This is a genomic window from Bacillus sp. URHA0034, assembly GCF_056280405.1.
This window is the reverse complement of record NZ_JBWCDK010000002.1, coordinates 3001121-3026144: the sequence shown is the minus strand read 5'-3', so window position 1 is coordinate 3026144 and position 25024 is coordinate 3001121. Positions and strand designations below refer to the sequence as shown.

Here is a 25024-nt window from a genome sequence, read left to right as displayed (position 1 = left end):
CGTAGAAGCCTCCCCCTAAACCTTTTCTCTGACATTTTTGCCAAATAGTCCTGCTGGACGGAAAATTAAAATTAAAATAAGAACGATAAACGCGACACCATCACGCCATAAAGAGTATCCTGCTGCACTAACAAGTGCTTCAATAACACCTAATAATAATCCCCCGGTCATCGCCCCCGGAATAATTCCAATTCCACCTAAAACAGCAGCAACAAAGGCTTTTAGGCCTGGGATAATTCCCATTAACGGTTCAATTTTTGTATAATACATTCCGAAGATCACCCCTGCTGCCCCTGCTAATGCAGAACCAATTGCAAAGGTTGCCGAGATCGTGTTATTTACATTAATCCCCATTAACCGAGCAGCGTCCATATCATGTGAGACGGCACGCATTGCTTTTCCGATTTTTGTTTTATGGACAATAAATTGCAAGAGAATCATTAAAACAATTGATGTCAACAAAATCAAGATAGACTGACCACTGATTTGTACACCTAAGATATTCATGTCCTTTAAAGGCACTAAGTTATTTGGGTATGCCTCAGGCTGTGCCCCGCGGACATATATTGTCCCATATTCGATAAACAGCGATACACCAATAGCTGTAATCAGGGCAGCAATTCTAGTCGCATTCCTTAACGGCTTATAGGCAATCCGCTCAATTAACACGCCAAAGATCGCACATACGGCCATTGAAATAAGCAAGGATGGGAAAAATCCTAAATGAAGAATCGTAATCGAATAAAACCCAATAAATGCACCTACCATGAAGACATCTCCATGGGCAAAATTAATTAATTTTACAATACCGTAGACCATTGTATATCCCAGCGCAATTAATGCATAAATACTGCCTAAGGATATTCCATTCACGAGTTGTTGTATTAACTCCATATGTTTACACTCCTTCTGATGAACTCCTGCATCTCTTTTTCTAAATACTAGTTTTTAAGTTAAATACGTTAGTTACCTTATTATTCTCTTATAAACTGGAATAGGGAGACATCAGCGCTCCCTATTCCTTAGCAAACTATAAGATTTGTCAAATCTAATACTGTTCAAGGTGCTTCTGCTTTTCGGGTTGTCTAGCTACAGCGCCTAGGCGCTTCCGCTTTTCGGGCTATGGGTTAACCTTTGTCTTATACTGTTGTTGACCGTTTACGTATTCAAGAATAACTGCGGCTTTAATTGGATCATGATGGTTATCAAGCTTCACTTTTCCAGATACCAGCTCTAGACCATTTGTTTCTTCAAGCGCCTTCTGAATTTTCTTAGGATCACTGCTTCCGGCACGCTTAATGGCATCGGCAAGGAAGTAGACTGTATCATACCCTAGTGCGCCGAAGGCATCCGGGGATTTACCATCATACTTTGCTTTAAATGCTGAAACAAACTCTTGAACCTTTTTGTCACTATCACCTGAAGAATAGTGGTTCGTAATATATGTGTTCTTAAGCGGATCGGCACCAGCAATATCCACTAGTTTAGGAGAATCCCAGCCGTCACCGCCCATAAATGGCACGGTAAGACCAACCTCACGAGCTTGTTTTACAATCAGACCGACTTCTTCATAGAAACCAGGAAGGAATACATAATCTGGTTTTGCGGCTTTGATCCGTGTTAGGGTAGCATGGAAGTCCGTATCTTTTGCTACGTATGCTTCTTCAGCGACAATTTTTCCTCCATTAGCCTTAAATGCCTTTTTAAAAGCGTCTGCAAGACCTTTAGAGTAGTCGCTTGAGCTGTCAATTAGAACAGCAGCATTTTTTACTTTTAAGTCATTGGTTGCAAAGTTAGCTGCCACTGTGCCCTGGAAGGGGTCAATGAAGCAGGTACGGAAGACAAAGTCATTTAATTTTCCATCTTTATAGGTTATCGTTGCGTTTGTGGCAGTTGGTGTAATTAATGGAATTTTATTATCTTGAGCAATTTGGACTTGGGCTAGGGTGTTTGTACTAGTTGCTGCACCAATCATCGCTGCCACTTTATCTTGTGTAGCCAGTTTAAGGGCACCGCTTGTAGCTTCTGCTGCATCAGACTTATTATCGACCGTTACTAATTCGAGTTTTTTACCATCAATACCTTTTTTGTTAATCTCCTCAATCGCTAATTCAATACCTTCCTTAGCAGATTGGCCATAGGAGGCTACTCCGCCTGAGAGTTCTAAGTTGGCGCCAATTTTGATTGTGCCGCCTTTTTCTCCATCACTACTCGCACTTGAATTACATCCTGCCATTACTCCTGCTGCTACCATAAAAGACATAAAGATTCCAGCTAATTTCCTCTTTCTCATCCAACTACCCCCTATTTTTAAAAAAATGACCCAAGACCTTTGTCCTACCTCTTAAGAAAATCTATAATATTCTGAAAACATTGTACATTAATATTTAGGGGTTCGTCTAGTACTATTATACAGTTATTTTAAAATAATTAAAAGAATAAGAAAATTAAAACGTTTTCTAATGGAAATCGCTTTATTACAATAAAGTGCTAATGAATAACTTTTTCAACCCAAAAGCAATCTATTTTTAATATTTTGATTAAATATAATCACACGTTCGTTACAACGAAAAAGGGATTCCTATTTTTGGAATCCCTTCTCAATAATTATTATACTAATTCTTTATTTTTCGTTTCTTTACCTAAAATAAAGACTGCAAATGCACCAATTAGAATCGAAATACAAAAGATTATAAAGATGGTAGAAATCGCTACATGCTGAGCAACCAGATTTCCTACTAATAATGGACCTAATACACCGCCAATCCGCCCTACTGCGGCCGCAAAGCCTGTCCCTGTTCCGCGAATAATGGTAGGATACTGTTCCGGCGAGTAAGCATACAAGCCGCCCCAGGCCCCGAGGTTAAAGAATGATAACAGAATTCCAGACGTCATCAACATGGCCGTAGTGTCTGCGGTACCGAAGAAATAGGCGCTTATGGCCGTACCAATTAAGTAAACTACTAAAACAAATTTCCGGCCGATTTTTTCAATAAACCATGCTGCTGTGAAATAACCTGGCAGCTGGGCTATTGTCATAATAAGTACGTACTGAAAGCTCTTGATTAGACTGAATCCTTTCATGACCATAACGCTAGGAAGCCATAAAAACATTCCGTAGTAGGAAAACACGACGCAAAACCAAACGATCCAAAGCATTGCCGTCTGCCGTCCGTAATCCTTAGAGAATAATTTCTGCAAACTTTGACCCAATGTGGTCTTCTGCTTATCTTTTACTGCCGTAAACCGAGGTGAATCGGGAAGCCCCATTCGCAAGTACAGGGCATATAGAGCTGGAATCGCACTAATAAGCAGGGCAACCTGCCAGCCAAACCTCGGAATAATAAAATACGAAATGACCGCAGCCACTAACCAGCCGCCTGCCCAAAAACTTTCGAGTAAGACAACAATCCTGCCGCGCTTCTCAGCAGAAACACTTTCTGAGACCAAGGTAGAGGCAACCGGAAGCTCACCGCCCAAGCCCGCCCCAATAAAGAACCTTAAGACTAGAAAGGCTGCTAGTGAGGTGGTAAGTGCAGACGCACCGCTTCCTACTGAAAATAACAGTAAGGTAATGATAAAAACATTTTTCCGGCCGATTCGATCAGCCATTAATCCAAAAATAAGTGCTCCGACGGCCATTCCGATCGAATTAATACTGCCAATCCAACCCATTTCTCCCGGCGTTAAATCCCATTCCACTTTCAAGGCTGCAATGATAAAGCTAAGCATCCCTACATCCAGGGCGTCAAACATCCAGCCCATGCCGGCAATTCCGAGCAGTTTCCGGGTGGATATTTCTTTCTTATTTTTCATAATAATCCCCCTATGTAACAAGTATGTATATTATTCCCCAAAATCCTTTAATCTAGGTAAAATAATAGTAAACATAAGGTATTCTACCAGTTGTCATGACATCTGTCATTATAATCCACACAAAAAAGGAATGCACAAATACCAGTGCATTCCCGTAACCTTATTAATCAAGTGCTCCTTCGACATTTTTAAATTGATTAAAAAACATCTGATCATAACGGCCTTTGGCTTCCATTAATTCCTCATGGCTTCCCTTTTCGATAATTTGACCATTGTCGATGACCATAATCATATCGGCATCACGAATGGTATTTAAACGGTGGGCTATGATAAAGCTAGTCCGTTCTTCCATTAATTTAAGCAGTGCCTCCTGAATATGAAGCTCTGTTCTTGTATCAATGCTGCTGGTGGCTTCATCTAAAATGAGCAAGGCAGGTCGTGCCAGTATCACCCTGGCAATCGCTAAAAGCTGACGTTGTCCCTGGCTAAGATTTCCGCCATTTTCTGATAATACCGTTTCATATTTATTTGGAAGGCGTCTGATAAAAACATCCGCATTTGCCATTTGGGCTGCCTGCTCCACCTCTTCATCCGTGGAATCAGGTTTGCCATATTTAATGTTCTCTTTAATCGTACCAGAAAATAAATACGTATCTTGAAGGACAAACCCAAAACATCTCCGCAAACTATCCCTTGTGTAATCACGAATATCACGGCCATCGAGCAGGATTCTGCCCTCTGTGACATCGTAGAATCTTGTCAGCAGGTTCACGATCGTTGTTTTCCCAGCACCTGTTGGACCAACTAGAGCCGTACTGCTGCCAATTCGAGCTTCAAAGCTGACATTCTTAATAATAGGGACATCCGGGCGGTAGCCAAAACTAACATTTTCAAAAACAACATGGCCTTTTGGATTGATCAATTCAACCGCTTGCGGCGGATCCACTACTTCTTCGGGCTCATCAATGATTTCAAAAACTCGTTCTGCCCCTGCCACACCTGACTGAAGGATATTAAAAATATTGGCAAGGTCATTTAACGGCCGGACAAATTGGCGTGAATAGGTGATAAAGCTCGCAATGGCTCCAACCGTAACCAGGCTTTTCACTGCCAAAATCCCACCAATAACAGCCACAATCGCAAAGCCAAAATTATTAATGACATTCATAATCGGCATTAGAAACCCCGACCAGATTTGCGCCTTAAGGCCGACATCACGAAGCTTTGTGTTAACCAATTCAAACTCTTTAATCACCTGATCTTCATGATTAAACGCCTTAACGACCTCAATCCCTGAGATGGTTTCCTCAATATGACCATTTAATTTACCGAGCTCTACCTGTTGATTCTTAAATAACACACTCGTGCGCTTAGCAATGGTCTTGGTCAGTAAAAAAACAAGCGGCACTGTAATTAAGCTAGCTAGTGTTAATAACGGGCTTAGGATAATCATCATAATTAAAGAGCCAGCAATCACAATCATGCCGGACATTAGTTGTGTCGTAGACTGGGAGATGGTATTACTGATATTATCTACATCATTTGATAAACGGCTCATGAGCTCCCCGTGCGTCCGGGTATCAAAAAAAGAGACAGGCAGCTTTTGCAGTTTCCGAAAAATTGCCTCGCGCAGCCGCTTCACTACCCTTTGTGCCACACCCACCATCAGCCAGCCCTGTAAAAAAGTGAGTGCAGCATCTGCTGCATATGCGCAGGTCAGCACAATAATCATTATTTCTAATAGATTGAAATCAACCTTCCCCTGTTTAAGGCTCATCGCATCAACTGCTCTTCCGATTAAATACGGAGCAAGGAGCATCAGAACGGCATCCACGATAATAAAGAAAAAGATTAAGCTCAGCATTTTTCTCTCATTGCCAAAATATTGCCATAAGCGTTTCAACGTTCCTTTTAAATTCTTGGGTTTGACAACAGGGCCGCGGAGACGCTGGGCCCCGCCCGGTCTTAGCGGTGGAGGTGTATTGGCAGTCTGTTCATTTCCTTTTGACATTTACAAAACCTCCTTGCCCATCTGTGATTGATAGATTTCTTGATAAACCCGGCAATCCGAAAGCAGTTCGCGGTGGGTCCCCACTCCTACCAGTTCCCCATGGTCCAAAACAACGATTTTATCAGCATCGATAATCGAGGTAATCCGTTGGGCAATCAAGAGACAGGTTAGGCCTTTAGCGTATTTTTTCAAACCAGCCTTAATTTTTGCTTCGGTGGCAACGTCGACTGCACTCGTACTATCATCCAAAATCAAAATGCTCGGCTTTTTCACTAAGGCTCGGGCGATCGAAATCCGCTGTTTCTGCCCGCCGGAAAAGTTAACACCGCCCTGGCCAATTTTCGTTTCATATCCCTCCGGTGAGGCGGCGATAAAGTCATCTGCACCTGCAATCGCTGCGGCCATCCTGACTTCTTCATCGGTGGCGTCTTCTTTCCCCCAGCGGATATTATCTGCTACTGTGCCAGTAAATAAGATATTTTTTTGTGGTACAATCGCGATTTGATCTCTTAATATTTGCGGATTAAGCTGTGAAATATCTTGGCCATCTACCTTAATGGTCCCGCTTGTCACATCATAAAAACGGGGAATTAACCCAACAAGGGTACTTTTTCCTGAACCAGTTGAGCCAATGATGCCCACCATTTCTCCAGGGAGGATGGTTAAATCAATATGTTTTAAGATCGGCTCGCCACTGGTTCCTTCATACGAGAAAGTGACATCTTCAAGGTCAATTCTGCCTGTTTCGTGACCATGATGCGGCGGTACCGCCTTCGTTTCCTCTAAGGCACCATTCTTTTGTAAAAATACTTCATTAATTCTCCCTGCGGATGCCCTAGCCCTGACAAACATATTAAAGACCATCGAAATCATCATCAAGGAGAAAAGAATTTGCGTCATATAGTTGGTAAAAGCAATGATATGACCTACCTGAATGTCACCTGATTCCACCCCAAGGCCTCCCATCCATAGGACGGCGACAATGCCAAGATTTACTGTCAGCATGATTGCCGGGCTGAATGTAGCCATCAGACGTCCTGCGGCGATGGATTGATCCTTAAACTGGTCATTTGCTTTGGCAAATTTTCCAATTTCAACATCAAAGCGGTTAAAGGCCTTGACGACACGAACCCCTGATAAATATTCCCTCATTACGGAATTCACGCGGTCTAAAGCCTGTTGAACCTTAGAAAAGAGAGGAAAACCGAGACGGAGATTAAGGACTATTAATATGGCCACAATTGGAACAACCACGGCTAAGACAACAGATAAGTGCAAGTTCAGCCGTGTGGCCATCACAAGGCCCCCTATGGCAAGCAAAGGAGACTTAACAAAGACTCGCATCAGCCCATTCACAAACACCTGCACTTGTGTGACATCATTTGTTAAACGAGTAATCAGCGAGGCGCGATTAAACCTGTCGAGATTTGTAAAAGAAAGCGTTTGAACTTTTTTAAATAAATCGGAGCGCAATTCCGTTCCAAAGTTTTGTGAGACAACACTGGCTATTATGCTTCGTGAAGAGGCACTAATCGCACCGATAGCCGTAATCAACAGCATCAATCCGCCCATTTTTAACACATAATGAATGTCTCTGTTTACTACACCTTTATCGATGATTTTTGCCATAATGGTTGGCTGCATCAAATCACTTATTGCCTCAAAGGTGAGAAATAGTACGGCGATGCTAAATGACTTCCAATATTTCTTTATGTACTTTGATAAAAATTCCATACTCTCACCTAACCCTTTGGCGACATTAATATAATAAAGCTATTATAATTTCGTTTACCGGAATAAAACAATTTTTAAGCATTGAAAAAAATAGAGTAGGCGCATGAAAATTTCATGCGCCTCTCACAGATCCGTACGTGCGGGTCATCGCATACGGCTCCTCCACTTTATCCCCTTTGAGGATGTAGTTCATTGTAAATGTCTAAAAGAAAAACAAGTTTAATTTCTCGAAACCTTTCATTAGGAATCGCAAAATGTACTTGTTCGGTTTTAGAATTCCTCCATCTAGTCATTGAAAGACGCGGAAGGTCGCCCTTCCAATTCCTTTTTCGAAGCTCCCTGTGGAGCTTTCTTATTTTTCTCCAGCTTCTTAGCTGAATCATCCTAAGCCTTCTTCGAATCCATGAGTCTAACTTTTGAAATAAAGTCTTTGAAAATCCAACCCCAAAGTATCTTCCCCATCCTCTAACAATGGGGTTTATTCGATTCTTGACGAATTCTTCCAAATTAACTGTTAGGTTTCTTCTCGTTACATCCTTGATACTTTTCTTGAATTTCTTTACTGCTTTGTCTGATGGAGAATGGAAATACCCTTTTTTGAAAACGTAACCTAGGAAGACAAACGGTTCTTCATAATTATCTACAATTTTAGTTTTGTCAGGGTGAACTTTCAAACCTAATTTTTCCTCTAAGAGCTTCACTACGGTTCTTAGTACTCTTTCTGCACCCTTTCGGGATTTGCAACAGATGACGAAGTCATCCGCATACCTTGTAATACGGTGACCTCTTTCCATCATCATTTCATCGAGTGGATGCAGATAGATGTTTGCTAATAATGGACTGATTACGCCACCCTGAGGACTCCCAGTGTCACTTTCATAAAAACTTCCGTTTTCAAGGATTCCCGATTTTAGGAATTGCATTATTAATGCTAGTACGCTACTGTCCACAACTTCTTCTTTGATTAAATCGATAAGCTTATCATGAGGAATTGAATCAAAATAGGTCTTTATATCCGCATCAATTACAAAGTTATACCCATCCATCAAATCCTGTCGGATTTTATCTATCGCCATATGTGCACTACGGTTCGGACGAAATCCAAAACTACAGTCTAAGAATTTCTGTTCAAAGATTGGTTCAAGTATTCTTTTGGTTGCGGCTTGGAGAATACGGTCTTCTACTGTTGGAATTCCTAGTGGACGTTTTGTACCATCAGCTTTTGGAATGAAAACTCTTCTGACTGGTTTTGCACGATATGTTTTTAAACGCAGAGATTCTTGGAGCACTCTTAAGTTGTGTTCCAATTCTATTTCATACTCTTTAATCGTTACTTTATCCACTCCGTGTGAACCGCGATTTTTCTTCACGTCATAAAAGGCTAGTTCCAGGTTTTGATAGTTCCATAATTTGTCCATTAAGCTGTACCACTTGCGTTTCTTTTTAGAATTCTCCACTACACGTAAGCTTCGTTTTCCTATTGCTTCATTCATGCATTCGTTTCCTTTCCCAATACATTATCAACTGAATAGGTAAAACCAATGGCTGATATTTAATATTAGTACTTCGCCCTAAACAACCTACTTTCTTTCGGTCTCGATTCTTCGGCTTTCTGCCTCATCGACTTCTGTTTAGTACATGACGAGTAGATAAGTTCGTATTGCTTATCTTCCATGGACAGACGGGCTTCGCATCAGTTCACTGCCTTTTGGGTCAATGTCTGCCTTATCAACATTGTGATAAGTCACTTGTCTTTGTGGCGTTTCCAACAAGTTTAATCACTACTATCCCCTGCTCTGACTTCTCACCTTCCATAGTCCATTTCTTGTCCTTCGCGGCTTTGAAAAAGAGTTACCACCTACGGTGGAGATGATGAGATCTCCTTGGGTCACGTTCATCGCCTTTCACTCGAAGCCAGTCCTCATAACTAATAAGATACAGTGTGGTATTGGACGTCCCCATTTTGCGCAGGGTTATCCCATCTTATCAGCCAAAATGGTTACAGCCACCTGTTCCGAGCTTTGCCTTCAGGTCCTCCGCACGAAATCTCACGATACTCGCACTACCTGTTAGCTATACATTTCCGCCACAACGGCATGTTAGGGACTTTCACCCATTAGAGCGATGCGCTGCCAAGCGCACACAAAATAGCCCATTGGAGAATGGACTATTTCTGTTTACCCTGATTAATCTTGAACCGGGCTGAATTCATGGACCCAGACACGCATCTGTGGCAGCCATGGCATCCCTGGATGATAGGCAAGGATCGACTGCTTATATTCCTCTACCGTGCTGAAGCCCTCGCGGCGGGCATCCTCATCGGTCAACCCGCCCAAGCTCTGTGAATACACCTTGTCCACAACGAATTGACGGCCTTCAAGTGTCATGATTTCGCCTGGATCGGCATAGCGGCCATTCCGGCGTGTGGCTGTTTTTTCACCCGCTAAAACCTTCTCGACATCGGCCTTTACGGTAATTAACCGTTCAATTGAACAGGTTTTTGGTGGTAGTACAGCGTTTTCATTTTGGTTTGTCATTTGATTCTCTCCCTTTGTTTGATTTATTCATATTAACACTTTATATATAGTTAAATCCATTAAGAGCACATTTAGACTACCTGTCCGCCTTTATCACGGTATTTCAGAATTCCTTCTGCAGCGCGATAGGCTAAGGCTCCAACTGTATCGGTCGGATTATAGCCGGAATTATGCGGGAATGCGGAGGCGCCGATGACAAATAGGTTATCCACGTCCCACATTTGCAAATAATTATTTACAGCAGAGGTTGCTGGGTCTGCCCCCATGATGACACCACCAGTATTATGGGTGGATTGATAGGTTGTTATATCATACGGGCCTAATTCCTTCATCGTATCAATATGATCTGCACCCATTTCCTTTAAGATCGCTTCACATTTACCTGCAAGGAATTTAGCCATTTGGCGGTCTTGCTCTTCAAAGTCAAAGGTAATACGAATAAGCGGATCGCCGTAAGCATCCTTATAGGTTGGGTCAAGGTCAAGGTAGTGACGCTTAAACGGCATAGAAGAACCTTGAGAAGTAACCGATAAAAAGCGGTTGGCATATTTAACGGAATTGGCCTTGAATTCTTTACCCCAGGTTGGTTTTCCTCCGGGAACAGGGTTATTTTGAATTGGTCTTAAACCTGTTTGTGCAAGTGAAATCATTCCGCCATGAATGAAATTAACGTTACTATGGTCAAAATTGTCACCATTGTAATCATCGACCACCATTCCCAGTGACCCTGCACCGGCAAAGGTATTAAATTCTTTTTTATCAAAAAATCCAATCGCATTTCCTTTTATGACTTGGTAGGCATAATTTTTTCCAATTACGCCTGTTCCTGTATTAGGGTCATATGGTCTGCCGACCCCAGACATTAAGAGGAGACGAATATTATTAAAAACATAGCTAGTTAGCACGACAATATCAGCTGGCTGCTCAATATCCTCGCCTGTGGTCACATCTGTATATAAGACACCGGTAACTTTGTTACCTGTTTTTAAAATCCTTCTTACATTGGAATGGGTTCTGATTTCAAAGTTCCCTGTTTTGTTGGCAACAGGTATGACCGTCACAACGGGATCTGCCTTTGCACCGTATTCACAGCCAAAACGCTCACAATAACCGCAATATTGACAAGCCGCCCTCTGGATCCCATCTGGGTTTTTATAGGATTCCGACAGGTTCGCCGATGGCATCATATACGGATGTAGTTTCATATTTTTTACTGCCTTTTCGAACATCTGAATGGCAGGTGTCTTTTTCATAGGCGGGGTCGGATACTTATCGGACCGCTTCCCGGCAAGTGGATTTTCCTCTCCTGATATACCTGCTGTCTTCTCAAAACGATCGTAATATGGCTCCAATTGATCGTATGTAATTCCCCAATCCTGGAGATTCATGTCGGTCGGAATCTTCTTTTTCCCGTACCGTTCAACTGTTTTACTATAGATTTCAAAATCATAAGGCAAAAACCGGAATGTTTGCCCATTCCAATGAACCCCAGAACCGCCTAATCCATCACCAAGCAAAAACGAACCATATTGACGCATCGGGAGGGCACGTATTTTTTCATTGCCCCTGAAGGTTATCGTTTCTCTAGACAGGTCCTGCATAAGCTCATAGCGAAGTGCATAGCGCAACTCATCATGGACCATAAAGTAATCTTCTGTTTTTCGCTCTTTGCCTCTTTCCAATCCTACAACCTTTAATCCCTTTTTGGTCAGTTCTTTGGCAATAATTCCACCTGCCCAACCAACACCCACAATTACCACATCTACTTTTGGCAGTTTTCTCGCCATACTTCCACCTTCTTTTTTATAAGGATTTTCAATTCCTTGTTTGTTCTAGTGTCTAACTACTCACCTAGGGGCTAGCTTCAGTGATTCATGTGGCTTTTTAGGCTTTGCGGCGCTATCTTCTTAAAATCTTTATCAATAATGTCTGAATACGCCATCTGGCTGCCTGGGTAGTTCTTCATCTTCCAGCCATCCATATGTAAATTACCTCCATATAATGGATCGCTATAGGCGCCTTCTAACGTGACACTTCTCAGCATTTGGAAGAAACCGCTCGGAGAAATGGTAGTCACATTCACTTTATCTCCCTCAAAGTCTGTAAGGATGGCATCTTGTTCATCTTCTTTGAGCTCAGTGAAATCCTTCTTATAGACAGCCATACTGTGGTTTTGTATTTCCCTGATTGCAATATCAAAAATTTCCCTGCGCTTTAACCGGCCTTGAAATCCTTGGACTTTCTCACCTGGATAAAAGGGCGCCTGCATATATTCCCGACCATTAAAGCCCCAATATCCTGCTAATTGATGATCGATAAAATAGGCAACACCAAGTGCCTTTGCCCCTGGCCCATGCTCATCCTCTGGAAAAATCCGCTCTGTTGCTGCCTCGATGACACGGAATTGTTCCGGTGTAAAATACATGAGTGCTTGATTATAGTCTTCTGTTTTCGTCTGGGTACCTTTTGTAGTACTGGTATTGTCCTTTTTGTTCCGCGGAATAAGGCTGCCCACTATTCCGCCGACAGCCAGTCCACCAACTGTAAAGCCTGCGTTTCGGAGAAAATTCCTCCTAGATACTGATTCTGGATTTTCGTTGTTTTCTTCAACCATGGTGTACACCTCCAGATTATTTCTTTAATATCAATCCAATAATTACAGCAATATCCATGCTTTGACATTATTATGTTCCAAAATAAACCATTCATACTTATAAAAGGAAAGGAGAGAATGATAAAAAAAGGAGGGCGTAAAAAATGAGAAGAATGTTGAATTATTTCTATGGGCCAATCCTTGTTACCTCTCTCGTACTTTCTGGATGTTCAGCACAGCAAGAGGAGCATCGGGTGGATGCTGCAAATCTGCATGACAAAACATTAAACACAAAAGGAAATGGCCATGTCCACGGGTCAACTGACAATCCAAATGTGATTCCAAGTGTAGACCGGGGCAAGAAAAGAACAACAAATGCCAAAGGTCAAACGACGAATGGGCTGGGGACGAATGTTTACAGCTTAATCGGAAGCTCAAGCCTGCATGACGGAGGCATTTCCTCGCATCTAGAATCAAGACTCTCCGGAGCAGGGATCCCCGGGATAAAAGTATTTGTTCTGGACGACACCGTTATCTTAGCAAGGGCGGGGGCACAAACGACTTCAACACGATATGATGAAATGCAGCAAAAAGTATTAACCAACACATCAGGTTCTTCTGGAAAAGGGAATCTTGATGGAATCGACATGTCAAAACTAAATACCGATGATAACTTAGATAAAGCCAAAGATCTAATGAGCAAAGCCTTCGACGGCCAGGTCCAAATCTTAACGATTACCAATCCAAAAGCGATGCCGTTGATTGATGGAATAAAAGCAAATATTAAAGCTAGCAAGACAAACTATACAACGCTGGCAAGTGATATCAACACACTGATTAAAATGGCCCGGGAAAAGTAAGATAAGCAGAAGCGCTCCGCAGGACTGGAGCTGGGCAAAACTTTATGTAAAAAGACCGGAGGAAAATCCCCGGTCTTTAAATGTTTAGATCTCTTTTTTGATAATAAATATAGGTTACACTTGCAAAGGCTGCGATTAAAAAGAAAGAAATAACAACAAAGAGGGGATCAAGTCCGCCTCCATACATCACATTTTTCGCTTCAAAGTATTTAAATGGGCTCAAGTACTTTAGGTTTTTAATACTTTCATTCAAATCAATCGCAACGGACAAAATAAAAGTCAGTAATAATACACCTGCTGAAAAGGAAGCAGCCTTCTTCGATTTCCTCTTTAAGGATGAAATTGCACTGCCCATCACCATAAACAACAGCTGCAAGATGAACATCCCCACCATCAAAATGATAATATCTCTATTTACATTTTCACCCTTGCTATATTTAGCCATCAGGGCAATCGACGACATTAGTGTGACGAAATTAATAACGAATATATTGAACAAGGCTGCCAGCAACTTTGCCGTAATAACCTTTGTTCTTGAAACAGGCTTCACGAATAAGAACTCGGATGTTTTGTCCCGCTCCTCTTTCGCAATAATCCCGGCGCCAAGCATCGCCGCATGTATCGTTGCCATTAATAGTAAATAAATAAACAGCATGCCATAATAACCGCTCGCCTTTGATAAGTCTAAGCTTCCGGCTCCCATGACCACCTGCAGTGATTTTGGCATATCTTTCATTACGTCATTCATTGATTGCTGGGATGAATATAAATTAGCATATTTATTCATGCCGGATAACACCATTAGAAACACACCAATGCACCAAAAGAGGAGTGATTTACGATGAGACGTTAATTCTTTTAAAAATATATTCATTCTCGAATCCCCCTAAACGGCATGAATATCTTTTTTCGTATAAATCATATAACTTGCCGTAATCGCTGCAACGACAATAACGGCACCTGCACTCAGAAAAGATCCCTCATAGCTTGCGTGTTTGATGATATAGGTGTTATCAAAGTATTTAAATGGCGAGATATACCGTTTCACATCATCACCAGAATTCTCGCTAAAAACACCGAGAAAGTAAAACGCAAAGACTGTTGCTAGTGAGACCGTAAGGATCGACTTAATTTTTGGAACGATGACAGATATGATGAGGCCTATCGCTAGAAAGATTACTTGAATAAACAACATCGTCACCGACAGTAACACAAACTTTTTAACACTGAAATCGACCGTTTTAACCTGCCATGCAATCAAATTGGCCGTAATCAAATAGACAACATTGGTAATCAATAGGGATGTCAATGTTGCCAATAACTTACTAGTCAGAATCTGCGTGCGAGTCACCGGCTTTGTTAACAGGAAATCAGCTGTTTTTTCGCGCACCTCTTTGCTGACAATCCCAGTACCGAGATTCATTGCTTGAATCGCCGCACAAAGGGTTGTGAACGTCAAGGAATAGCTGTAGAATCCCAAAATTGTAAATATATTTTCTAAATTAAGTCCGATCGCCTTCCTCATCGCTAATGGGTAGCCAGCTAATAACTTTTTGAACTGATCCGCATCTTTGGCAAACGAGGGAAACATGGATAGGAACAGCAATGCCACCATGATTAACGAAAAGGTCCAAATTATCGTTGATTTCCGATACGCCTTTAGCTCATGAAAAAATATATTCATAGATTCTTAGGCCTCCTTTTCATAATAATGCATAAAGATCTCCTCAAGATCAGGCTCCTCAATCCATAGATTGACGACTTCGATTTCGGCTATTTTTTTCAATACGGTATTGATATTTCCTTTGAATAGAAAGCTGATTACATTACCTTTAGCCTCCAAATTATTCACACCGATGATCTTGAAATATTCGGGGGAGAGGGCAGATTTCGTTTCCACCTTAAACTTTTTATAATTGTTTTCTTGTAAGGTACTTATCTTTTCTACCGTAACAATCTTGCCCTCTTTAATAATTGCCACTCGATTGCATAATCTTTGAACCTCACTCAAAATGTGTGACGAAAAAAGAATAGTGGCGCCCTTTTGATTTTCCTCCTCCAGCAACTCAAAGAATTTTTGCTGCATTAATGGATCCAGCCCGCTCGTCGGTTCATCGAGTATGATTAACTTTGGTTCATGGAGCAGGCCTTGAACGATGCCAACCTTCTTTTTATTTCCCAGGGAGAGATCATCTATCTTTTTATTCAAATCAAGGTCCATGATAGTTGCTAACTCTTTGATTCTCTTACTGCAGTCCTTCTTATAGAAGCTGGCGGAATATTTTAATAGTTCTTTAACCTTCATATTGTCATAGTAAAAGACTTCCGAAGGCAGATAGCCAATGTCCTTTTTAATTTCCGGGGCAAACTGAATGCAGTCTTTTCCAAAGATTGTCGCACTGCCGCTTGTTGGATAAATCAATGAAAGCAGCGTGCGGATCGTCGTTGATTTACCCGCCCCATTCGGGCCGATGAAACCAAAAATTTCACCTTGTTCAACATGAAAGCTGATATCGGTGATCCCTCTAGACTTGCCGTAAGTCTTTGTCAGGTTGTTAATCTCGATTACATTCATGGATCCTGCCCCCTTATTTATAAAAAACCTTTGTTAACACATCAAAATATTTTTCCGCTTCGATCTGGATGGCTGGATAGTCAATTTCGTGATTCGGCGTCAGTTTGGCTTTGTTAAGCTGTTCTTCACTCAATTTTTCAAATGTCCAGGTGATAATTTTTAAGATTTTTTGGATATCGACATCGTCTCTGAATTTACTAATATCAATTCCCTCGTAAATCCTCCCAATGTTTATTTCATTTAGTTCCTTTACCTTTTTCTCAATTTCCGTTTTGATATCCACTGATTCATCCATATAGGCCTCCTCAATGAATTTAAAAATGTCGGGATATTTTGCAAGCAGGTCCATTTTAATTAAGACTGCCTTTCGTATTCGTTCGAAAAAATCAGTCTCTATAAGGTCGACCTTTTTGTAGAAGTCATCGGTAATTATTTGGGTGCAGTGGTCAAATAACAATAAGAACATTTGCTTCTTGTTTTTAAAATAATGGAAAAGTAACCCCTTTGAGATTTCGGCTTCTTTTACGATTTCATTGGTCGAGGCCTTATCATATCCTTTCTGGGCAAATTCCTTTATGGCAGCATTGATAATTCGGTCTTGTTTTTCCGTTTCTAAGTTGAAAAATTTTGAAAACACTGGTGCAGCCCTCCTATTTTTAGTGTTGACCACATCAGTCAATGGAGTCATTATAATCCCGTTGACTACCCTGGTCAATAGATGACAAGCTGTATTTTTTACAGAAATATGAAATTGATACTGGGTGAATAGGTTGGGTTTGTGGGATGTGTTACGATGCAGGTAGATTTTAGGGAGGTGTTTGAGATTTGTATTAAAAATCGTGATCCGTCATTGAAGTTAGAAGGTTTAGTATCGGCTCAGAGCCGTCTTCCTGCAGGACACGCTATCCTGCCTGTATTGGCTGGAAAGCAGTCTTCGGTTGAAGCGGGAATTGGCGGGGAAGACCGGGTTGCTGAAGTCCTCCGCAAGTCCTCTTTTTCATCTGACCACCACATTTTTCATGATTTATCTCCTACTTCTGATTTTCAAATGGATACTTTTTTATTGAGCCCCAGGTTAGGGGTGGTGTTAGAGGTTAAAAATATTGGCGGGATTTTGGAGTTTAAAGATAACCCTCCACAATTGATTAGGACCCGTGAGGATGGGCATAAGGACGGGTTTGAGAGTCCAGTGGTTCAACTGGAGCGAAATTATCAGTTACTTTCTGATTGGCTAAAGAGTCGAAATATCAAGATTCCTCTTTACGGCGCTGTAGTTTTAGCCTACCCCAAACAAATTGTGGCTGTTCCCCCTCAAAGGACAAAGATTTTATATCCCAACTTGATTCCTTCTTATTTAAAAAGCATTCCGAGGCAGGAACAGAAGTTAGATCTTGATACCTTCCATTGGCTGTCAGCGGAGCTTCTTAACAGTCATCAGATGTATATCCCAAAGCCAATCTGTGAGTCTTATCAAATTCCCTTTGGTGATTTTAAGAGTGGGGTAAGGTGTTTAATATGTGACCGAATTGGTATGGTGAAGCGGCCGCGTACCTGGGTTTGCCCTTTTTGCGGCGCCAGAGTTCATCTTGCCCATGAACGGACTTTGCGGGAGTGGTTTTTGATTCATAAGAGAAGTATTACTAATAGGGAGTGTCGGGAGTTTTTGGGGGTGGAGGATATTTACACTGCAAATCGAATATTAACCAGCATGAATCTGCAAAGTGAGGGAAAATATCGCTACCGATCCTATACAATGGATTTTCGTTTAAAACGGTAATTTTGCCCTTGTGGCAAGTCGGAGTGCCTATCCGCAAAGTTGTTTTGCCCTGCGCAAGTTGGAGGCGCTTATCCGCAAATTGACTCTCTCTTTCCGTAAGTTAGCGCTTCTTATCCGCAAGTTGGAGGCGCTTATCCACAAATTGACTCTCTCTTTCCACAAGTTAGCGCTTCTTATCCGCAAGTTATTTTTCCTTGCGCAAGTTGGAGGCGCTTATCCGCAAATTGGCTCTCTTTTTCCACAAGTTAGCGCTTCTTATCCGCAAGTTGTTTTGCCTTGCGCAAGTTGGAGGCGCTTATCCGCAAATTGGCTCTCTCTTTCCACAAGTTAGCGCTTCTTATCCGCAAGTTGGAGGCGCGTATCCGAAGTTGCGGTAATCTATCCACTAGCAAACCGACCTTTTGTCATTAACTTTTTTCAAAACGTGTAACCGCTCACCCAAAGTGATATGATATTCATGATTAAAAACTTAAAAAAAGGGAGTGCACAAACTTGAAAAACGAACTAATTGAGAGATTTACTTCCTATGTAAAAATAGACACACAATCAAATGAAAACAACGAAACATGTCCATCAACAGAAGGACAGTGGACATTGCTTCGCATGTTAGTCGAAGAACTAAACCAAATCGGCATGCAAGAAGTAACCATCGATGAAAACGGTTATGTGATGGCAACCCTGCCAGCCAACACCGACAAAGACGTACCAACCATCGGCTTCCTAGCCCACGTTGACACTGCCACCGACTTCACAGGCAAAAACGTCAACCCGCAAATCGTCGAAAACTACGACGGCGGCGAGATCGTGTTAAACCAAGCCCTAAAAGTCATTATGTCACCCAAGGACTTTCCAAGTCTGCCAGAATACAAAGGACATACCTTAATCACAACAGACGGCACCACCCTGCTAGGTGCGGACAACAAGGCGGGCGTTACGGAAATCATGACCGCAATGGCTTACCTTATTCAGCACCCTGAAATTAAACATGGTAAGGTCCGCGTTGCATTCACACCGGATGAAGAAATTGGCAGAGGTCCACATAAGTTCGACGTTGCGGCCTTTAATGCAAAATATGCTTACACCGTTGATGGTGGTCCATTGGGCGAGTTAGAATTCGAAAGCTTTAACGCTGCCGCAGCAAAAATCACGATCAATGGCAGTAACATCCACCCAGGGTCTGCCAAAAATAAAATGATCAACTCCATCAAAATCGGCATGGAATTACATAACAAACTTCCAGCACAAGAAGCACCGGAACATACCGAGGGATACGAAGGCTTCTATCATCTGCTGGCCTTCAACGGTGATGTGGAGCAAACCAATCTTCACTACATTATCCGTGACCATGACCGGGAAAAATTCAATGACCGCAAGGCGGCCTTACAAGCAATCGTAAGCGAACTGCAGGCCAAATATGGCACCGACCGAATCGTGTTCGAACTGAATGACCAATATTACAACATGAAAGAGAAAATTGAACCGGTTATGAAAATCGTCGACATTGCTCATGAGGCGATGGTTAGCTTAGACATCAAACCAATCACCAAACCAATCCGCGGCGGCACAGACGGCTCACAGCTTTCCTATATGGGTCTGCCAACACCGAATATTTTTACCGGCGGCGAAAATTTCCATGGGAAGTTCGAATTCATCTCGGTTGAAAATATGGTGAAAGCAACCCAAACCGTTATTGAGATCATTAAATTAACCGAGCAAAAAGCATAATATACAAAAAAGCTAACCCAAGTGGTTAGCTTTTTTAAAGCGCCTCAACACATTGCTTGAGACTTATGATGGTTTCTCTCATCTGCCTATGCAATTGTTCTTCAGGCCATTTCCGCTCCTTTGCTTGGAGATCTTTCTTTATCAGCCCCATCATCCACATCGAGAAAACAGCTGAGAACAAATTATACTCTTTCACAAACCGGCTGCTATCTAAGTCAAAATTTATCTGTTCAAGGTACACCGTCAGTAATTGCTTCCGGAGCTCGGACGTCACTTGTTTAGGAAAAAGAGGATGAGACATATCAATTAAATGGTACAAATCCCAATAGGGTGAGTTTAAATGGGTATGCTCCCAATCCAGGATTCTTAACTGATTATTGACTTGTGAAAAATTTCCTAAATGTAAATCTCCATGTGATAAAACAAGTTGATCGGAAAAGATAATTTTTTTTAGCAATGAGTAAACATATTCAATTTTATCTCTTTCCAATTCAAGAATCGGCAGCTGACGTAAGAGTTCTTCTTTGCTATTAAAAACATCAGATACAATATCAGTGATCAACGGCTTTAATCCCGTTGTCGGTACTTCCCCGATTTTTTCAATAGGCAATGAATGCCACCAGGCCACCAATTTAATTACTTCTAAAACACTTATCTCGTTAAACTCATGGTTTAGTGCCCCAAGGTCCTCTACTATCATCCAATTTAACTCAGGCTGTTCACATATTTTGTAGGAAATAATCTTAGGGTAAATCGGAGGAAACTTTGGGAGTATATGTTGATGGACCCATACTTCTTTACCTAACTGATCATCGTTGGTTAACGGTTTAAAAATAAAGCTTTTCGATGGAGATAGAAAAAACCTTTCGACAAATCGTCCATTCATTCCTTTATAGAGAATTTCTCTTTTAAGGATTAATGTATCATTAAGTGCACCACTATCTAAGACAAGATTTTCAGGCAGCTCCATTGGCCCACCACCTATTCATATTTTCATAATTTCATAATGTTTCCATTATGACTATAATGAAAATCACTTTACTTAACAAGAAAACTGACCTTCATTTTTTGAAAAAAATAGTAAAAAAGACCTTAACTTATATGTATGAACGATGGGTCGGTTTATATCTATTTTACTCACATATTTACACTTCCTGATGGACAGAATAACTATGGTTCATTTTTTAAAAGGAGGTTAGCTGCATGAATAACGAAACTACCCATGAATTTGTAGAAAAGCTGCATGAAAGACAGGAAAAGGACAAAGACAATAAAGAACGTCAAAGTGAAGGTCAGCAGAGTCAAAAATTACCGAATAAACAGCATTAAACTTCAAAAGGCCCCGTCTTAATTGAAAGTCGGGGCCGTTCATGAAGAATTATTTATTCATATTAGCTAAAAATCCGCCAAGCAGGTCGTCGGAATCAAGTTCTTCTTCCACTTTTTCCTCTCCAGGCAGCGACTCAGGTTTCTTGGCCGTGTTCCAATCAAATCCACTTAAGTCATCATCCATATCAATGTCATCGATACTTGCTGCAAGCTCCTCCATAGTGTCTCTCTCGATCGGGTTATCCACCTTACTAGTGGCGGCAGTGAGGGACGCAGAACGTATCTCCTCCTGAAGGTATAGGGCCTCTTCAATATCTAAGGAGTTACTATTTAAAGAAGCCAGTAACGAAGTGGCCCGGATCGGGTCAGCAATCAACTGATATAGAATACTACCCAACATCGCTTCCGAATGCTCATGCTTTAGCCAATCCTTTTGAGCCTTTGTTAACTTCTTCGGAAGGGGAATGGTAATCGTTTCTTTCTCACGTGAGAATGAATGACTAATCCCTTGCACGACAAATTCTGCAATTGTACTGGAGAAATTTCTCCGTTCTGTTTCCTTTAACCGTTGTAAATGCTTGACTATATGGTCAGGCGTATCTGAAGGAATACGAAAGGATAGTGCTTGGCCTCGTTTAATTTCAGATGGAGGAGTTTTTTTCATACTATCACCTAGTTAGTTTTGACTGGTACTTGTACTGGTACTTTAGGCTTCTCCGATTTTCTGACAAAATCCATGATGAGTTTATAGTAAGCATTCGCCATCATCCAAATGCTTTCCTTATCATCCTCAAAGAATTCAATATTATAGCCATCCAAGTTATTATTTAAGGTTTTAAGATAATCTTTTAAAACATGGGAGCCGCCGCCAACAAAATAGCAAATTTCAGTTTGTGAATTTCTCTGCCAAACATTTCGTAACAACCGGTATTGCTTTTTGGCTAAATCCAGCAAAATACGATCGGTAATATCGTGAACACTTGTCCGGCTCCCCTTGACCATAATATGATTGCGATCATTTTTCCTTGTAATGATTTCCACTACATCACGGCGGCTGTCCAGCTCAATACCGTGTTTTGTGCGAATTTCCTCACGAATAGCCTCTAGTGATTCTGAAACCCCAAGGTTAAAACCTTGTGCCTTATCATCATCAACATTGCGATTTTTAATTACCGCGATATCTGTTGATAATCCGCCAATGTCCTGAATTAAGATGCGTTTATCAATTAAATCCTTGTTAATGATTTTTAAGTTATTGTCCATTACAAGGTTAATATAAGCAGCAAAGCCTTCCGGATAAACCTTTACTTCGTTAAATTTAATATTGACTTTTAGTCCTTGATACTTCGGTGTTACCAAAAATTCAACTTGGTGAACATTTCCGACTAATTTTGAACGATAGCCGGCATCCTTTCCTTCCTTTACTTCACGGAGGGGTAGTCCGGTTCCTAATGTATAGGATGCATCAATGACATTCTTAGCACGTGGGAAACTTTCTTGTCTAACTGCATCCAAGGCCAATGTCGTAAAAAGCATGATTAAGGTTTGGTCTTCTTCTGACTTGCTGCTGCCTGGGTCTAATTCCGTGGCATTATTTGTTTTAGTCGCTAAATTACCGACACGATAAACGGCGCTGTTCTCTTTGAGGGCAGGGGAGTGAACCTTGATATGAATCCCATCTAAAGGGTTTTTACTATCGAGTTCTTCTATGCCGATAACAGGGCGATCCTCTGTATCCCGGGCAATTATGTTTGGAATATTTAATTCATACTCTAATTCCCCGAAAATAGCCTTAATGGAGTCATTTCCTACATCTATTGCTGCAACTCTGGATTTATTCATAACGATCATTCCTTTTCATTAAATTGGTTTTTTATGTAATAAGATTTGTCTACTATAAGGCTATAGGAGATTGATAGATTCTTCAAGGGGTGAATAGAAATGAAATAAAAGTGTAAAATAGTAAACAATATGTAAACTTAACATTAAAGTAAACACAAATGTAAACATTTAATACAAATCTGTATACACTGCGATACGGCACGTGTACACGTATTTGTATACAAGAATACATATTTGCAAACAACGTGTAAACACTTTAGTAGACTTGTATACAAAAATGCGCACAATTCGTATACAAGTCTACTAAAGTGTAAACATCATTTTTTATTAAAAAATAAGCGCATAGAAAAACTACACCTCCGACTGTTAGTTGTGTTTAACAATTGGCTGCAGTTTATTGCCGTGTGCCTTTGATAGCCTATTAAACTACTTAATTGCGCTCCAGAACTCACCAGCAACCATTTGATATCCTTTAAAGACTTGTGTGAATACTTGGTGGATTTTGCCGGTATCTTGGGGAAATAGCTAAGTTAATCACTTGTACGGTTGTACAAACGAATCACCATGGAGGGCAGCCTGAGACTGAATTTGGCCATAATATGTAAGTAATAGTTGCTCTAACTGTGCTTTCTGTTGAGCATCTATGATATATGGAATGGATTATAATAGCCCATTTTCATATACCTTTACCTTAGTATTCACTTTTTCAAATTTCACTAGGAAAGGTGTTAATATTTGCAGCCGTTTCACCAATTACGGTTTGAGCTTTAGTAAGATCCTTTGAAGAACAGGAAGGATATCGTTAGCTCCAATGCCAATTGTAAGGTGTGTTGCCTCTTTAACTTGTTTCGAACATCTGCTTTATTATTTTGAGTTATGACCTTTGAAGTTTGATACCTTTTTACACCAAAGTTATCAAATTCAACTCAATCAAATCCCTTTTTGAGATTTTCAGCAAGGTAGTTTGGATAGCCTCAATCTAGATCAACACCGTTAACCGGAATTCTATAATGCTAAGAGATTGATAGGTTCTTCAAGGTGAACGAACAGAATAGAAATAAAAGTGTAAATCACTAAACAATTTGTAAAGATCTTGATAATGTAAACAAATTCGTAAACATTGAATACAAATTCGTGTACATCGCGCCATCCCAACATGTATACACCTTTGCATACAAGTAAACGAAATTGTATACTCATTGTTTACAAAATGTATACACGTACACAAAATCGTAAACGCGCTGTATACTTAATGTTTACATGTACACGATATATGTAAACATTTGTTCGAAGGTGATTCTTCTTTAATAAAAAAATTAGGCACCCGGCAAGAGGTGCCTAATAATCTATTAAACTATCTAATTAATCCCCAGAACCTACCAGCAACTACTTGATAACCTAAAAGACTTAAATGAATGTTTTGTGGATTTGGCAGGTATTTTTGGAAATCAGCTATGTTAATTACTTGTACGGTTGGTACAAACGTATCACCATGCTGAGCAGCCTGTGCTTGGATTTGACCGTTAAAACCAAGTAATAACTTGTCTAGCTTTTCCTTCTGTTGTGCATCTGTGATATAAGAGAATGGGTTATAATAGCCCATTACATATACCTTTGCCTTGGGAATTAACTGATCAATTTTACTAAGAATAGTGTTAATGTTTGCAGCTTGAGCTTTAGTTCGATCGTTAGGAACCTGTTGTATTATAGGTAGTATATCGTTGGCGCCAATGCCAATTGTAACGTGTGTTGCCTCTTTAATTTCCTTTTGAACATCTGCCTTATTTAATTGAGCAATGACATCTGAAGTTTTATAGCCGCCACACCAAAGTTATCAAAATCTACTCTACTACATCAAAATCCGTTTAAAGGGGTCCAGCAAAGTAGTTTGGATAGCCCCAATCTAAATCTATTCCGTTAGCTGGAATTCGATCTACACCAAGTGGAGTCATACCAGCCGCTAGAGAATCTCCTAACGCCACATATTGAACTTGCTGCCATGTACCATCTGCTCCTATTTTACCGCCATCAATGACGGTATTAGCTGCCATGATTCTGTTAGGATAAGGATAAAAGTAGTACGATTGTCCATTTATTAGTACCCAGCCCGTTTTCATGGCTCCAGTTTGATCAAGGAAATATTTTTTCCACCTGTGACTACCCAGTCTGTTCTCATCACTCCTAAGATATGAAGTTTTTGTCACAATTTGCCAGAAAATATTTTA

Annotated in this window: 21 protein-coding genes and 1 pseudogene; 4 read left to right on the top strand and 18 right to left on the bottom strand. The window is 40.8% G+C overall.

Annotated features, from left to right (window positions below; translation table 11 throughout):
* Positions 1 to 15 precede the first annotated feature (15 nt).
* The 9 genes from ACZ9EE_RS16605 to ACZ9EE_RS16565 form a co-directional block, all read right to left on the bottom strand.
* Positions 16 to 894, bottom strand: a complete 879-nt coding sequence (locus ACZ9EE_RS16605) for a branched-chain amino acid ABC transporter permease (RefSeq protein WP_476028682.1) — start codon at positions 892 to 894, stop codon at positions 16 to 18.
* Between the two features lie 226 nt (positions 895 to 1120).
* A complete protein-coding gene (locus ACZ9EE_RS16600; RefSeq protein WP_476028680.1) occupies positions 1121 to 2293 on the bottom strand; it encodes an ABC transporter substrate-binding protein in 1173 nt (390 codons plus the stop codon).
* A 317-nt stretch (positions 2294 to 2610) separates the two neighbouring features.
* Complete coding sequence (locus ACZ9EE_RS16595) at positions 2611 to 3816, bottom strand: MFS transporter (protein ID WP_476028678.1); 1206 nt, start codon at positions 3814 to 3816, stop codon at positions 2611 to 2613.
* A gap of 163 nt (positions 3817 to 3979) precedes the next feature.
* On the bottom strand, positions 3980 to 5827 hold the full coding sequence (locus tag ACZ9EE_RS16590; protein ID WP_476028676.1) for an ABC transporter ATP-binding protein: 1848 nt from the start codon (positions 5825 to 5827) through the stop codon (positions 3980 to 3982).
* Positions 5828 to 7561 carry an ABC transporter ATP-binding protein gene (locus ACZ9EE_RS16585; RefSeq protein WP_476028674.1) on the bottom strand — a complete coding sequence of 578 codons (1734 nt, stop codon included), beginning with the start codon at positions 7559 to 7561 and terminating at the stop codon, positions 5828 to 5830.
* A 167-nt stretch (positions 7562 to 7728) separates the two neighbouring features.
* Positions 7729 to 9054, bottom strand: a complete 1326-nt coding sequence (gene ltrA, locus ACZ9EE_RS16580) for a group II intron reverse transcriptase/maturase (RefSeq protein ID WP_476025550.1) — start codon at positions 9052 to 9054, stop codon at positions 7729 to 7731.
* A gap of 693 nt (positions 9055 to 9747) precedes the next feature.
* On the bottom strand, positions 9748 to 10098 hold the full coding sequence (locus tag ACZ9EE_RS16575; protein WP_476028672.1) for an ASCH domain-containing protein: 351 nt from the start codon (positions 10096 to 10098) through the stop codon (positions 9748 to 9750).
* Between the two features lie 71 nt (positions 10099 to 10169).
* On the bottom strand, positions 10170 to 11885 hold the full coding sequence (locus ACZ9EE_RS16570; protein ID WP_476028670.1) for a GMC family oxidoreductase: 1716 nt from the start codon (positions 11883 to 11885) through the stop codon (positions 10170 to 10172).
* 77 nt (positions 11886 to 11962) lie between these two features.
* Positions 11963 to 12712, bottom strand: a complete 750-nt coding sequence (locus tag ACZ9EE_RS16565) for a gluconate 2-dehydrogenase subunit 3 family protein (RefSeq protein ID WP_476028668.1) — start codon at positions 12710 to 12712, stop codon at positions 11963 to 11965.
* A gap of 143 nt (positions 12713 to 12855) precedes the next feature.
* On the opposite strand from ACZ9EE_RS16565, the gene ACZ9EE_RS16560 reads away from it, so the two are divergent.
* On the top strand, positions 12856 to 13551 hold the full coding sequence (locus tag ACZ9EE_RS16560; RefSeq protein WP_476028667.1) for a hypothetical protein: 696 nt from the start codon (positions 12856 to 12858) through the stop codon (positions 13549 to 13551).
* 76 nt (positions 13552 to 13627) lie between these two features.
* Here the strand turns inward: ACZ9EE_RS16560 and ACZ9EE_RS16555 are convergent, their stop codons facing one another.
* Genes ACZ9EE_RS16555 through ACZ9EE_RS16540 form a run of 4 tightly spaced genes read right to left on the bottom strand, consistent with a single transcriptional unit; the run spans position 13628 to position 16763 of the window.
* Positions 13628 to 14425, bottom strand: a complete 798-nt coding sequence (locus ACZ9EE_RS16555; RefSeq protein ID WP_476028666.1) for an ABC transporter permease subunit — start codon at positions 14423 to 14425, stop codon at positions 13628 to 13630.
* 12 nt (positions 14426 to 14437) lie between these two features.
* Positions 14438 to 15235, bottom strand: coding sequence for an ABC transporter permease subunit (locus tag ACZ9EE_RS16550; RefSeq protein WP_476028665.1), 798 nt, complete (start codon positions 15233 to 15235; stop codon positions 14438 to 14440).
* A gap of 6 nt (positions 15236 to 15241) precedes the next feature.
* Positions 15242 to 16126, bottom strand: coding sequence for an ABC transporter ATP-binding protein (locus tag ACZ9EE_RS16545; protein WP_476028663.1), 885 nt, complete (start codon positions 16124 to 16126; stop codon positions 15242 to 15244).
* Between the two features lie 13 nt (positions 16127 to 16139).
* Positions 16140 to 16763 (bottom strand): TetR/AcrR family transcriptional regulator, encoded by a 624-nt coding sequence (locus ACZ9EE_RS16540; RefSeq protein WP_476028662.1) that lies wholly within the window; start codon positions 16761 to 16763, stop codon positions 16140 to 16142.
* Positions 16764 to 16919: 156 nt separating this feature from the next.
* Here ACZ9EE_RS16540 and ACZ9EE_RS16535 point away from each other — a divergent pair, with 156 nt between their 5' ends.
* Both ACZ9EE_RS16535 and pepT read left to right on the top strand, forming a co-directional pair.
* Positions 16920 to 17903: a nuclease-related domain-containing protein gene (locus tag ACZ9EE_RS16535; RefSeq protein ID WP_476028661.1), complete on the top strand. Its 984-nt coding sequence runs from the start codon at positions 16920 to 16922 to the stop codon at positions 17901 to 17903.
* A gap of 492 nt (positions 17904 to 18395) precedes the next feature.
* Positions 18396 to 19628 carry a peptidase T gene (gene pepT, locus ACZ9EE_RS16530; protein ID WP_476028660.1) on the top strand — a complete coding sequence of 411 codons (1233 nt, stop codon included), beginning with the start codon at positions 18396 to 18398 and terminating at the stop codon, positions 19626 to 19628.
* Positions 19629 to 19662: 34 nt separating this feature from the next.
* Here pepT and ACZ9EE_RS16525 read toward each other — a convergent pair whose 3' ends face one another.
* Positions 19663 to 20598 carry a phosphotransferase gene (locus tag ACZ9EE_RS16525; protein WP_476028659.1) on the bottom strand — a complete coding sequence of 312 codons (936 nt, stop codon included), beginning with the start codon at positions 20596 to 20598 and terminating at the stop codon, positions 19663 to 19665.
* Positions 20599 to 20831: 233 nt separating this feature from the next.
* Between ACZ9EE_RS16525 and ACZ9EE_RS16520 the strand changes: the two genes are divergently transcribed.
* Positions 20832 to 20957, top strand: coding sequence for a DUF4023 domain-containing protein (locus ACZ9EE_RS16520; protein ID WP_476028658.1), 126 nt, complete (start codon positions 20832 to 20834; stop codon positions 20955 to 20957).
* Between the two features lie 49 nt (positions 20958 to 21006).
* On the opposite strand, the gene ACZ9EE_RS16515 is transcribed toward ACZ9EE_RS16520, so the two are convergent.
* From ACZ9EE_RS16515 to ACZ9EE_RS16500, 4 genes and pseudogenes are all read right to left on the bottom strand, one after another.
* Positions 21007 to 21621, bottom strand: coding sequence for a hypothetical protein (locus ACZ9EE_RS16515; RefSeq protein ID WP_476028657.1), 615 nt, complete (start codon positions 21619 to 21621; stop codon positions 21007 to 21009).
* 8 nt (positions 21622 to 21629) lie between these two features.
* Positions 21630 to 22799 (bottom strand): Alp7A family actin-like protein, encoded by a 1170-nt coding sequence (locus ACZ9EE_RS16510; protein WP_476028656.1) that lies wholly within the window; start codon positions 22797 to 22799, stop codon positions 21630 to 21632.
* Between the two features lie 1354 nt (positions 22800 to 24153).
* Positions 24154 to 24612: pseudogene (locus ACZ9EE_RS16505) on the bottom strand (GDSL-type esterase/lipase family protein); the annotation flags it as partial.
* 52 nt (positions 24613 to 24664) lie between these two features.
* Positions 24665 to 24916, bottom strand: a complete 252-nt coding sequence (locus ACZ9EE_RS16500) for a hypothetical protein (RefSeq protein WP_476028655.1) — start codon at positions 24914 to 24916, stop codon at positions 24665 to 24667.
* Between the last annotated feature and the right edge of the window lie 108 nt (positions 24917 to 25024).